Raw genomic sequence first — 13,781 nt, forward strand, 5'->3', positions numbered from 1 at the left:
ATCGGAGCTTTTGAGTGGCGAGTCGATGCTTTTGAGTGGTGAGTCGATGCTTTTAGGTTCGGCATCGATGCTTTTGAGTGGCGAATCGATGCTTTTAGGTGCTGCGCCGGAGCTTTTGGGTGGTGCATCGGAGCATTTAGGTTCGGCATCGGAGCTTTTGAGTGGCGAATCGATGCTTTAGGTGCTGCGCCGGAGCTTTTGGGTGGTGCATCGGAGCATTTAGGTTCGGCATCGGAGCTTTTGAGTGGTGAGTCGATGCTTTTAGGTTCGACAGCGAAGCTTTTAGGTTCGGCATTGGAGTTTTTGAGTGGTGCATCGATGCTCTTGAGTGGCGAGTCGATGCTTTTAAGTGCTGCATCGGAGCTTTTAGGTTCGATGGCCAAGGTTTTTGCCTGGGCGTCGAAGCTTTTTGCTTAGGCATTGAGACTTTTAGGTTTTCGGTCAAAGCTTTAATATGGGGTGCCGGAGCTTTTAGGTTCAAGGCCGAAGCTGTGTTACCTGTGCAGAAAAATCTGTGTACATCTGTGCCCTTTTCATATTAAATCTGCGGGAAAAATGGGCGCTTAACCATGTAAGACATATAAGTGCATATAAGCTTAAATAATCTTATATTCCTTAAAAGGTAAATAGCCTGGCCACTCGACGATCTTCTTAGGCCACAGGGAAAAAGAGTATGCAGTAGCACCTATTACCAGTGCACATTTTTTAGGCGTTTTGCTAGCCAACTCTAATAAAGTACAGCTTTTGCCGAAGAAACCTCATCTCCGGGAGCACAGTTGATCGTAGGTATTTAGCTTTCCATTGTCATATAATCCAGTTGTCCGTTCTCATCAGTATTTATTACAACCAATTGATCTGTTATATCTTTGCCAATGGAATAATCAAAGGTTGCGAAGTTATATTCACCATCAGGATAAAGCCCAACTCTTACTAATTTCAATTTTGACAAAAGTTGCTGTTCGAGTGCTGTTATCGTATCGTCAAAGTTTACAAGTTTTGTAAGTTCGTCTTTATCAAGTTCCTCAAGATGGTGTTCTAAATAAAATTTTACGGTGTCGCCATCTTCGTCATTATAGTCATTCAGCATATATGTCTTATTCAGCTGGTCAAAGCTTTCAAATTTTTCGATGAATTTTTTTACATCGTCCATTATTAATGTGTCAATGGTTTTGTTTTCAAAATTGAGATCTATTTGAATTTTATTTCCGTTTAATTCAATGTCAACATCATAATATTCTTCCAGATTTTCTGTCGGTAAATTTCCGAAATATGGTAAAGCGTATTCTGCCATTTCTGTTATTTTTTGATTTGTTAATGTATTGCGATCTGTATAAACTTATTGCCAATAATTGCGGCCTGGCGAATGGTGGTGGTGAAGATAAAATTACTAAAAGATTGGAGGGCTGGATAAGAATTTCGCGATCCGATAGTGTTACGCATTGGAGTATTATAAGTTCACTGTTCTCTTAACTTTAATTCTCTTTTAACGTCCATCAAACCCTTGAGATTAAAAAATATAGGCGAAATCAACATCATGGGAATAATGATAATAGTAAGATTACGATAACTTTTATCAATCAAAAATGTGCTTACATATGATAAGAGCACTATTGCAGTTGTAACGGAGAAGGCTATTGTCATTCTTTTTTTCATTTTAAGTAATTGTTTATTACTTAAATAGCTTAATTCGTTTGGAGCGTTATATGGCATTTAATTTAAGTGTTGAGCGAACTTTCTTTTTGTTTAATATTTAAATATACATAGAAATTTAAACATACAATTGGCTTAGCGCTATAATTTAATTGCTCATTCTGTTTGGAAGCTGCCTGTAGAACATTACCATTTTTTAGGAGGCAAGTATATTGCTGCCAGTTAATGCATTTGGGGTGTTCCCTAAGGTATAGAATAATGGTGATGGCTTGGGTTGCTTCATTAAGTTGCGCTTTGTCTTTACCTTTTGTCGCCAGGCGCAAACTGTTATATCCCGCTATTTTATGCCCGACAGCAAAATAAATCGGTTATTTCAAGTGCTTTGGGAGACAGCAGGTTTGCTGAAATCAGAAACTAAACCGAAGCCTGAGTCCTGAGGATAAAAGTTTACTCTGCTGCTCAGAATAAGGTTTCATTGGGAGTTTAAGGTAGGGCTCGAAAGTGATAAAAGTACCCTTGCCCATCTTCTGTGTAAAACCGTAAGAAATGTTATAAAAGCCGATATAATGCTGTCGGGAAAGTAACTGCTCATCTACCTGTACAGCTTCCTCGGTACTCACTACGCGGCTTTCGGTTACTGGTCCATTTTCCCCAACAACGGTAATCTCCATCGTTTTTTCCACCTGATAATTAAGTTGCTGATTGCTACTGACAATTCCCATGGCCGAAACACCCAGCGCAAGGTAGCTTTGCTTTGAGATATTATATTTAACTTCAAGAGGAATATCCAGGCCACTGACCGAAGTTTCTACTGATGAAAGTCTCCTTTGTGGATTTATGGAGTTTGGACGCTCCTCGACTTTCGAGATGACGGAATATGCTATCCCCGCACTTAGCGCTATCCGGTTGTTAAGTGCATAATGAACCATTGCGCCGCCGCCTAGGCTTGGCTTTGCAGATCCGGTATAATTTCTGGACACAAAAAGATCCATAGTCCATGGGCGATCAGTTTTTGGCTGACCTACCTCCAGGGGCAGATCTTCAAGAGAAGAAACCTTTTTTCTTTTAGCTGTAAACTGCTCTTTTTTAACCACTTCAATAACATCTCCAATAGCGCCAATGGTGTCGACAAGAGAGCTGGCCAGCATTGAGGAGTCTTTTTTAATCGTGAATTGGCTGAAAGCCCTTTCACTGTTTACCCGCGACTTATCTCTGGCGTGATCATGTATCGCCAATAACAACTTCCCGCTATCGATGTTAGCATCGCTTATGGGCAAATATTTTCTGACCGCAGGCTTTTTACTAAGAGGAGCAGAGGATTTATACACGGATATGTTTTGATGGACATTTTTAGAAGGAAAAAAATGGTTCAGACCCAAATACATTGCACCTATCAGCAGTGCCGCAACTGGTGAGCGGGCAAAGCGCCAAATGATGCCCATTCTTTTCTTTCGGTCGGTCTGCAGAAATCTTTCCCAGGCACCCTCAGCATATGGAAGCTCATGATCAAGAAGAACTTCCCGCATATGTTGAAACAAGTCTTCTTCAGTAGGTTCCATACGATCTGTTTTCTAATTCATAAAGTTGACGCAACTTTTGTTTTGCCCTTGTGAGATAAGCCCTTGAAATATTTTCTTTAAGACCAAGCATCTGGGCAATCTCGAGGTGAGAGAAGCCCTCGATCTCGTATAGGTTGAATATAATTCTATGCAACTCAGGCAGAACAGAAATGAGTTTGAGGATATCCTGTACATCGAGGTTCATCATTTGCTGGGGAATAATCATTGGGTGATCGTTTTCAGAAATCTCAATATCCTGGATAAACAATCGGGGCTTATTTAAAAAATCAATCGCGGTTCTGGATGCTATCCGGGCAATCCACCCTTTGAAGGCTTTTTCCAGATGGGCCGGATCTGCCGGAGGGGTAAAAGTATGGGCGTAATTGAAAATTTTCATAAAGCTGTCATTTGCGAGTTCTTCCGAGTCGGCAGGATTGGAGGTATATCTGATAATCACAGCCATCACATATCCATAATAATGTTTGTATAGCAACTCCTTTGCTGAAGAATCGACTTTCCCCAAGTCCAAAAGGAGATCCTTAAGGTTAGGCTGCTTTTTATTTCGTCCAAACAAGAGATGCTGTGGCTTAGTTCATAAAAAAGATTGGGTCCGTTGTCAGGCATCACTAACCCCTCAACGGACCCAAAAACTTATTTATTGATCATTACATCGATACCCAACTTGCTTACATCTGTTGCATCTTTCAAGCCTTTGGCATAAATGGTGTATATTTTGCCTTTTTCTATTTTTACTTTTTCAAGTGTGGCCAAAACATCAGTTTTGCCATTTTCCTTAATCTCAAACTTCGCCTCAGCGGCAGCATCAACATTGATAAAGCCAGAAACATCCTTAAATGCCTTTTTGCTGATGCCGGTCTCTGTTTTACCGGCAAGGTAAAGATCAAGAAGGGTTGCGTCAGGGCTAAGGTTGACAAATCTGATTTTCGCCTTATCTGTTGCAGGCGCAGAAAGATCATCCTCAGATAAGATTACAGTTGCCTTTGGTGATTTATCAGTTAGAAAAAGTGTGTAGTTGGTGTTTGCCTTAATCGTACCTGTAATCTTAGCCAGCACTTCAGTAGCATCCTTTTTGGTTACGCCAAATTCTACAGCACCTGATTTAAAATCAGAATAATCCATCGTGGTGTTGTAGGTTAAAGGTTTGGCAGTGGTAGCTTTTGCACCATTGATCAGCAGGGACAATTCGGCAGCACCAGGAGAAGATACCAGTACGGCAAGTTTGCCATTTTGAACAGCCGGTGGTAATACTGGACCGTCCTTTTTGCAAGCGGTAAACATGATGGCCGAGAGGATTAGTGTTGCTCCGGTTTTGATCAGTCCGTTTAAGTTTTTCTGTGTTTTCATTTTAAAGATTGACGTGTTTCATCCATGCGCTCCATTGCCATGAATATCTTTTGTCCCTTTAAACTGGAATCATGGCTTGAACGCAACACGGTAATCATTTTTTTTTCAGAAAAGGCCCTTGAAAAATTTTAAAGGTTTGTACATGAGTGAATTAAAATGATTTTTATTTGTCAACAAACGTGGTGCGATTGAAAAAAACCTGCCAAGGATGACATACATTATAACTGCGTATTCCCATTATAATCTCCGGCATTTTTTCTCGACCAGGACAGCCTTGACTAAGCTTTATCCACGCAACTCAATATCCCTAATTTTGAAGCTGACCGCTTTCTTAGGAGAAGCTGGCCTTTTTTAGACCGTAAAAAATGTCTCTGTTACTCAATCAGTTGCCTGTAATGAATTAAATCAAGACACTATAATATCCTGTACAGTTCCCTTGTGAGCAGAGACGGAAAACCAGCTGGATAAAAAGAACAGGATTGTTGCCGTAGAAAGTTTGGTTAAGATAATTTTTTTCTCATATTTGAGATAAATTAATCATCTCACACTCTAACCATTATGCGCTCTGATCTGCTACACCCTTTTTCGGGGAATATAGCTGTTACAGCATGCTTCCCTCCGTATGTTTATAAGGAGGAATATAGCACTGCAACAGTAGTTCCATTGCCTTTTTTTGGTTTTTTATGTGTTAACCAGTTAATAGGTCTGCTTCCTTTTTTTTGTATCTATAAAATCCGGAATAGGATTAACTCCAGCTGAAAGCAATTTCCTTAGTTGGTTTCTTAGCGATCAGGTATGTCTTTGCAATTGATCACTGTTTTTCGTAATTATTTTCCTGCATGTTACTTTATTTATCAAATAAATGAAAAAACTATACTATTTATTGATGTTTTTGGTTTTTGCCGGAACGCTCCGGGCACAAACCAGTACTGAGGTTTTCGAGACGGAATCCAACGGTTCGAGCAGTTTTACCGATAACGGGGTAATTTTTAATATCGTTTCGCATGTCTCAACTTTCGATATGCAGGCGAACTATCCGGGTACTGGATGGAACGGAACGGCCAATGACAACCGGTATATCGACAATTCAGGTTCGGTAGCCCCAGGGGCATCATTCAGTATTAAAACGACTTCTAACCTTTTTAAGGTAAACCGGTTTTGGATATTTTTGTCCAATACTTCCTTGAACCAGGCCGTGAGTGGAACCCTCACGGTAACGGGAAAGCTTAGTGGGGTGACCAAGTTTACACAGACTAAGACCACTGGGTTTGCAACCTCACTGGGGGCTACAAATGGCCACACGCTAATTGATCTGACCAACCTGAACGGTCAGAACTACAGCAATATCATTATAGATGAGCTTCAGATCACTTTGGGTGGAGCCTATGTTTATGCCGATTTTGACGCGTTCACCTGGGTGAAGGATTCTGGTACTGTTGGCCCTGTATGTAACATTACAACAAGCCCAAGTCAGACCGATGTAACCTGTAATGGTGGAACCAATGGTACTGCTACGGTAGTTGCAGGTGGTGGAACGGGTGCTTACACGTATTTATGGGCGCCTAGTGGGGGTACGGCTGCCACAGCAACTGGACTTGCTGCCGGAACCTATACCGTTACGGTAACAGATGCAAGTTTATGCCAGAAGGTGCAGAGTTTTACCATCAATGAGCCTGCAGCTACTTCTGCAACAATAAGCTATGCTGGAACTCCGTATTGTGCAAGTGGTACGGCAACTGTAACACAGACGGGTACAACAGGCGGAAGTTACACTTCAACAGCAGGACTTTCTATCAATTCCTCTACCGGCGCTATCAATCTGAGTGCAAGTACCGCAGGAATCTATACCGTAATCTATACCTATGGTGGTATCTGCCCCAAAACGGCTACGGCAAACGTTTCTATTAGTGCGTTACCTACAGCAACGATAACTTATAGTGGATCCCCATATTTGCCAACAGGCACTGCAAATGTAACCCATACCGGTACTTTGGGAGGTGCATACCTTTCTACAGCAGGGCTTGTTATTAATGCCTCAACAGGAGCTGTTAACTTGTTAACAAGCACACCGGGTAGCTATATAGTTACTTATAACTTTAGTAATGCAGGCTGTACCAATACAACAAATACAAGCCTGGTGATTTCTGCAACAAACATTTCAACCTCAGGCAGTTTCGCTCAGCTCAATAGTACCTATGGTACTGCATCATCCGCTAGTAGCATTCAGGTAACTGGTAGCGGTCTTACTTCAGGTATTGAGGTCACACCCTCTTTATCTAATATATTTGAGGTAAGCAGCGATGGGACAAACTTCAGTAATTCAGTTAGTCTAGGCAACTCTGGGAATATCACCGGTACGGTTTATGTAAGACTAAAGGCCAACGCAGCTGCGGGTACCTATGCCACTGCGAGTATCACTTTGGCAAGTACCGGTCTTACCGATCAGACGGTAGCTATACCATCAAGTACGGTTGCAAAAGCAGCTATAACAGTAACAGCCAATTCCGGACAATCAAAAACTTATGGCAATGTTGATCCAGCCTTAACCTATACCGTTAGTGCACCGGGCTTAGCCTTTGCTGATACATTTTCAGGAAGCTTAAGTCGTGCAGCAGGAGAAAACGTGAATACCTATGCGGTAACTATAGGTTCGCTTTCAGCGGGCAGTAATTACTCCATCACTTTTACGCCTGGTACCACCTTTGCCATCAACCAAAGAGCAATTACGGTGACGGCCAATACCGGTCAGTCAAAAATTTATGGTGATGTTGATCCCAACTTAATCTATTCGATTAGCACTGGAAGTTTAGCTTTTGCTGATACTTTTAGCGGGAAATTAAGCCGTGTACCCGGGGAGAATATAAATACTTATGCCATTACAAAGGGAACCCTTGCCATTAGTGCCAACTACGTTTTAAATCTTACGCCTGGTAGCACATTTGCCATTAATCAAAGGGATATTACGGTAACAGCCAATGCCGGTCAATCAAAAATCTATAGTAGTGCTGATCCAACCTTGATCTTTTCAGTCAGTGCAGGGACCTTAGCTTTTGCAGATACCTTTAGCGGAAGTTTGGGCCGTGCAGTTGGAGAAAACGTAAATACTTATGGCATTACACTGGGAACACTTGCCCTTAATGGTAATTATAACATCACTCTTACAGCAGGCACAACTTTTGCAATCACACCTAAAACTTTAACAGTTACAGCAAGCGGAAATAACAAAGCTTACGACGGTACCACAGCCGCCACGGTAACTTTAAGCGATAACCGGGTTGCAGGTGATGTATTTACCGAGAGTTATGCTGGTGCTTCGTTTGCAACTGCAACCGTGGGTACAAACAAACCTGTAAGTGTAACGGGTATTGCCATTACAGGTGGTGCATCTGCCAACTATACCTTAGGCAATACCATGGCAGCCACAACAGCAGATATTACTGGCAGGGCAATTGTGATTACAGCCGATACAAAAAGCAAAACCTACGGTGATTCAGATCCGGCATTTACCTATACCTATACAGGAACATTAATTGGTACCGATGCCTTTACAGGTTCATTATCGAGAGTAGCGGGTAGTAACGTGGGTACCTATACCATTAACCAGGGTACATTAGCCTTAAGCAATGCGGGCAATTATAGCATTACTTATAACAGTGCCGATCTTAGCATTACACCAAAAACATTAACGGTTACAGCAGCTGGAAATAACAAAGCTTACGACGGTACAACAGCCGCCACGGTAACTTTAAGCGATAACCGGGTTGCAGGTGATGTATTTACCGAGAGTTATGCTGGTGCTTCGTTTGCAACTGCAACCGTGGGTACAAACAAACCTGTAAGTGTAACGGGCATTGCCATTACAGGTGGTGCATCTGCCAACTATACCTTAGGCAATACCACGGCAGCCACAACAGCAGATATTACTGGCAGGTTGATCGCAGTTACAGCCGATGCAAAAAGCAAAACCTACGGTGATTCAGATCCGGCATTTACCTATACCTATACAGGGACATTAATTGGTACCGATGCCTTTACAGGTTCATTGGACCGAGTTGCTGGTAGTAACGTGGGTACTTATGCCATTAACCAGGGTACATTGGCCTTAAGCAATGCGGGCAATTATAGCATTACTTATAACAGTGCCGATCTTAGCATCACACCAAAAACATTAACGGTTACAGCAGCTGGAAATAACAAAGCTTACGATGGTACAACAGCCGCCACGGTAACTTTAAGCGATAACCGGGTTGCAGGTGATGTATTTACCGAGAGTTATGCTGGTGCTTCGTTTGCAACCGCAACCGTGGGTACAAACAAACCTGTAAGTGTAACAGGTATTGCCATTACAGGTGGTGCATCTGCCAACTATACCTTAGGCAATACCACGGCAGCCACAACAGCAGATATTACTGGCAGGTTGATCGCAGTTACAGCCGATGCAAAAAGCAAAACCTACGGTGATTCAGATCCGGCATTTACCTATACCTATACAGGGACATTAATTGGTACCGATGCCTTTACAGGTTCATTGGACCGAGTTGCTGGTAGTAACGTGGGTACTTATGCCATTAACCAGGGTACATTGGCCTTAAGCAATGCGGGCAATTATAGCATTACTTATAACAGTGCCGATCTTAGCATCACACCAAAAACATTAACGGTTACAGCAGCTGGAAATAACAAAGCTTACGATGGTACAACAGCCGCCACGGTAACTTTAAGCGATAACCGGGTTGCAGGTGATGTATTTACCGAGAGTTATGCTGGTGCTTCGTTTGCAACCGCAACCGTGGGTACAAACAAACCTGTAAGTGTAACAGGTATTGCCATTACAGGTGGTGCATCTGCCAACTATACCTTAGGCAATACCACGGCAGCCACAACAGCAGATATTACTGGCAGGTTGATCGCAGTTACAGCCGATGCGAAGAGCAAAACCTACGGTGACACTGATCCGGCATTTACCTATACGTATACTGGTGCACTTGTCGGAACTGATGCTTTTACGGGGTTGCTAGATAGGACAGTGGGAGAAGGCATTGGTAACTACGCAATTAATCTAGGCACACTTGCCTTAAGTAGTAACTATAGTATAACATTTAACGGTGCTGATCTTACTATCGGTAAGAAAACAATAACAGTCACTGCAGCTGCGAAAAGCAAAACTTATGGTGATGCTGATCCTGCCTTGACCTATACCTTTGCTCCGGCATTGGTAGGAACGGATACTTTTACAGGTACACTAGACAGGGTAGTTGGTGAAACCGTGGGTGCTTATGGAATTAACCAAGGCACCTTAGCCTTAAATACCAACTATACCCTAACATATGTTGGTGCAGATTTAACGATCGGAAAGAAAACAGTAACAGTTACTGCAACTGCGAAAAGCAAAACTTATGGTGATGCTGATCCGGCCTTAACGTACACTTTCACTCCAGCCTTAGTGGGGACTGATACTTTTACAGGTACACTAGACAGGGCAGTCGGTGAAGCTGTGGGCGCTTATGGAATTAACCAGGGTACATTAGCTTTAAATACCAACTATACCCTAACTTATGTTGGTGCAGATTTAACGATCGGTAAGAAAACAGTAACAGTTACTGCAGCTGCGAAAAGTAAAACTTACGGTGATGCTGATCCGGCCTTGACGTACACTTTCGCTCCAGCCTTAGTGGGGACTGATACCTTTACAGGATCATTGACTAGAACAGTCGGTGAAGCTGTGGGTGCTTATGGAATTAACCAGGGTACGTTAGCCTTAAATACCAACTATACCCTAACTTATGTTGGTGCAGATTTAACGATCGGTAAGAAAACAATTACAGTCACTGCAGCTGCGAAAAGCAAAACCTATGGTGATGTCGATCCGGCCTTGACGTACACTTTCGCTCCAGCCTTAGTGGGGACTGATACCTTTACAGGATCATTGACTAGAACAGTCGGTGAAGCTGTGGGTACTTATGGAATTAACCAGGGTACATTAGCTTTAAATCCTAATTATACCCTAACTTATGTTGGTGCAGATTTAACGATTGGTAAGAAAACAATCACAGTCACTGCAGCTGCAAAAAGCAAAACCTATGGTGATGTCGATCCTGCCTTGACGTACACTTTCGCTCCGGCATTGGTAGGAACAGATACTTTTACAGGTGCACTAGACAGGGCAGTTGGTGAAACTGTGGGCGCTTATGGAATTAACCAGGGTACATTAGCTTTAAATCCTAACTATGCCCTAACTTATATTGGTGCAGATTTTACTATCGGTAAGAAGACAATCACAGTCACTGCAGCTTCAAAGAGCAAAACTTATGGCGATGCTGATCCGGCCTTGACGTACACTTTCGCTCCGGCATTGGTAGGAACGGATACTTTTACAGGTACACTAGACAGGGCAGTCGGTGAAACTGTGGGCGCTTATGGAATTAACCAGGGTACATTAGCTTTAAATCCTAACTATGCCCTAACTTATATTGGTGCAGATTTTACTATCGGTAAGAAAACAGTAACAGTCACTGCAGCTGCAAAAAGCAAAACCTATGGTGATGTCGATCCTGCCTTGACCTATACTTTTGCTCCGGCACTGGTTACGGGAGATAGCTTCAGTGGAAGTTTAAGCAGAGCGGCAGGCGAAAACGCCGGTACTTATGCGATCAATCAGGGTACTGTTACAGTAAATGGCAACTATACCATAACTTATGTAACGGCTAACTTAACGGTAAACAAAGCGGTACTTACCGTAACGGCAAATAATGCCATAATGTGCCAGTCAGATGGTTTCCCAACATTTGGAGTAAGCTATAGCGGCTTCAAAGTGGGCGATACCGAAAGTGTATTAAGCACTAAACCAGCAGTAAGTACTATCGCAAACAGAAATGTGGCTGGCACATATGTACTTGTTCCGGCAGGTGGAGTGGCGAATAACTACAGTTTTGTGTATGTAAACGGTACCCTAACCATTAATGCCCTTCCAACTGTAAACATTGTGAGCAGCAAAGGAACAGAAATCAGTAAAGGTGAAACGGCTTCATTAACCGCAAGTGGCGGTACAAGTTACAGCTGGTCAACAGCTAGTGGAATTATAAGTGGCCAGAACACGGCTACGCTTACTGTACGCCCTGCACAAACGACAACCTATACGGTGCGCGTAACCAATGCAAACGGCTGTAGCAGTATCGCATCGATCACCATTAAAGTGGCCGAAGATTATAAACTTGTTGCAAACAACATCTTAACGCCAAACGGCGATGGGGTGAACGATACCTGGATTGTACAGAACATCGATATGTATCCGAACAACGAAGTAAGGATCTTCGACCGCAACGGTAGGGAAATGTACAATAAAAAAGGATACGACAATAGCTGGAACGGAACCGTAAGCGGAACCGACCTGGCCGAGGGCACCTATTATTATATCATTACCTATGGTGCAGATAAGCTTGTTCAAAAGGGATTTATCACGATTATCAGAAACCGTTAAGAAAATGAAAACGATGAAAACAAAAATATTGATATTGCTTGCTCTTATCGGTGTTTCGAAGGCAAAAGCACAAACCAGTCCATTTTTAAACCAATATTATACCAATACTTATCTCGCTAACCCTGCCATGGCCGGGATAGCGCAGGGCGCAGATCTTGATCTTGCTTTCCGCTCACAGTGGAACAATATTCCCGGTGCCCCTTCGGTACAGAACCTTACCGCTACTTATGGCTGGGAAAAGGTAGGCATTGGACTGAATGTGAACCTCGATAAAGCTGGCCTGCAGAGGCAAACACGTATTGTTGCCAGTTATGCTTATCACCTTTCGCTCAGTCCCACCGCCAAACTGCACTTCGGTCTGTCGGCAGGTTTTATGAACCAGCGGATTGATATGCAGGATCTTATCGGTAATCCGAACGATGGTCAGGTTGGTGCATATAACACAGACCATAGGACTTATTTTGATGGGGATTTTGGAACCGGTGTAACCACAGAACATTTCAATATCGATTTTGCGCTGGTAAACCTGAAAAACTACCTCAAAAGGGATAATTTTAAACTGGTGAACACTCCGGTGGTTTATGCCTCAGCGGGATATAAGATACCTTTGGGCGAAAACCTGTTCCAGCCAAAGGTGGCCTATCGTTCCTTTTCAGAGATAGCGGATATTGTTGATATTGGTGGACAGCTGGGAATCGCTGACCAGCAGGTGCTTTTTACAGCCATGTATCACACCAGTAAGGCTGCAAGTTTTGGTGTTGGGTTGCATTATAAAAAGAAATACACGGTTAACACTTCCTACACCACGCAAACTGGCGCATTAAGCGGTTATACCGCAGGAAGCTTTGAAATAAATCTTGGTATTAATTGGTAAAACGTTTCTGACGTTAAATCTAATAAGCAAAAATGTGTAAATGAATAAATGGGTGCCTGAATGGCGCCCATCTATAGTACGGAGGAATGGAAGAAACATCCAGGTAAAATCTGATCAATGCCGCATGATTTTACCTTTTCAAAGTGGCAATGTGAAATTAGCGGGAAAGGAGCTGGGTATGTTTTATCATGTAGTTTCTTAGCTTCATCCTTAATCAATTTTATATTACCATCATTCTTTCCAACGTATTTCCTAATCCGTGCAGATTTAGTAGTTTTGGGGCTAAATAATAAAAGTAAACATAAGGTTTATTAGAACCTGTAAAGGTTTTCGGAATGCTTAAATAGAATTCATCATTTTTCCAAATGTGTATCAATTGGGATTGTTTTGACTGTTTCATAAAGTTGCTTTTGTCGCCAATCCGAAAATCGAATTGAAAATATGCCTTTAAAGCCTTTTAAATAAAGAATAAGATGAATCATTGGTTAGTAAAATCAGAGCCTTTTAAATACAGTTGGGAAAAATTTAATCAGGATGGCCGTACCTTTTGGGATGGCGTGCGTAATTATCAGGCCCGGAATAACCTGAAAGCCATGAAAGAAGGCGATTTGGTATTATTTTACCATAGCAATGAAGGTAAAAACGTAGTTGGGATTGCCAAAGTGGTGAAAGAATTTTATCAGGACCCGACCACCGATGATGCCAACTGGGTAGTGGTTGATTTATCTCCTGTAGAAAGTTTGAAAAATCCGGTTTCACTAGAGCAGATCAAGGCTGAACCGAGTTTAACAGATATTTCTTTGGTCCGCCAGGGACGTTTATCCGTAATGCCATTAAAAGCAGAAGAGTTTGATAA

The 13,781-nt window shown here is 42.4% G+C and carries 9 protein-coding genes; 5 read left to right on the plus strand and 4 right to left on the minus strand.

The features are described 5' to 3' along the window. Both R2S57_RS29515 and R2S57_RS29520 read left to right on the plus strand, forming a co-directional pair. On the plus strand, positions 1–181 hold a 181-nt coding region (locus R2S57_RS29515; RefSeq protein ID WP_316848498.1), incomplete at its 5' end, for a hypothetical protein. A 17-nt stretch (positions 182–198) separates the two neighbouring features. After that, a complete protein-coding gene (locus R2S57_RS29520) occupies positions 199–417 on the plus strand; it encodes a hypothetical protein (protein WP_316848499.1) in 219 nt (72 codons plus the stop codon). Positions 418–790: 373 nt separating this feature from the next. Here R2S57_RS29520 and R2S57_RS29525 read toward each other — a convergent pair whose 3' ends face one another. The 4 genes from R2S57_RS29525 to R2S57_RS29540 all read right to left on the minus strand — a co-directional run bounded on the left by R2S57_RS29525 (position 791) and on the right by R2S57_RS29540 (position 4,574). Beyond that, entirely contained in the window at positions 791–1,291 is a 501-nt protein-coding gene (locus R2S57_RS29525) for a DUF2004 domain-containing protein (protein ID WP_316848500.1), read from the minus strand. A gap of 766 nt (positions 1,292–2,057) precedes the next feature. Beyond that, on the minus strand, positions 2,058–3,209 hold the full coding sequence (locus R2S57_RS29530) for an outer membrane beta-barrel protein (protein WP_316848501.1): 1,152 nt from the start codon (positions 3,207–3,209) through the stop codon (positions 2,058–2,060). After that, positions 3,196–3,783, minus strand: coding sequence for an RNA polymerase sigma factor (locus tag R2S57_RS29535; protein WP_316848502.1), 588 nt, complete (start codon positions 3,781–3,783; stop codon positions 3,196–3,198). The genes R2S57_RS29530 and R2S57_RS29535 overlap by 14 nt, the downstream gene beginning before the upstream one ends. 77 nt (positions 3,784–3,860) lie before the next feature. After that, positions 3,861–4,574 carry a DUF4397 domain-containing protein gene (locus R2S57_RS29540; protein WP_316848503.1) on the minus strand — a complete coding sequence of 238 codons (714 nt, stop codon included), beginning with the start codon at positions 4,572–4,574 and terminating at the stop codon, positions 3,861–3,863. A gap of 862 nt (positions 4,575–5,436) precedes the next feature. Between R2S57_RS29540 and R2S57_RS29545 the strand changes: the two genes are divergently transcribed. From R2S57_RS29545 to R2S57_RS29555, 3 genes are all read left to right on the plus strand, one after another. Then, the gene (locus R2S57_RS29545; RefSeq protein WP_316848504.1) at positions 5,437–12,051 is read left to right on the plus strand and encodes an MBG domain-containing protein; all 6,615 of its coding nucleotides are present in this window, start codon (positions 5,437–5,439) and stop codon (positions 12,049–12,051) included. 13 nt (positions 12,052–12,064) lie between these two features. After that, positions 12,065–12,925 carry a PorP/SprF family type IX secretion system membrane protein gene (locus tag R2S57_RS29550; protein ID WP_316848505.1) on the plus strand — a complete coding sequence of 287 codons (861 nt, stop codon included), beginning with the start codon at positions 12,065–12,067 and terminating at the stop codon, positions 12,923–12,925. Between the two features lie 473 nt (positions 12,926–13,398). Further along, positions 13,399–13,781, plus strand: a 383-nt coding sequence (locus tag R2S57_RS29555) for an EVE domain-containing protein (RefSeq protein ID WP_316848506.1), incomplete at its 3' end; no start/stop codon positions are given.

Source organism: Pedobacter psychrodurus, assembly GCF_032678585.1.
In the GTDB taxonomy this organism is placed as follows: Bacteria; Bacteroidota; Bacteroidia; order Sphingobacteriales; family Sphingobacteriaceae; genus Pedobacter; species Pedobacter psychrodurus_A.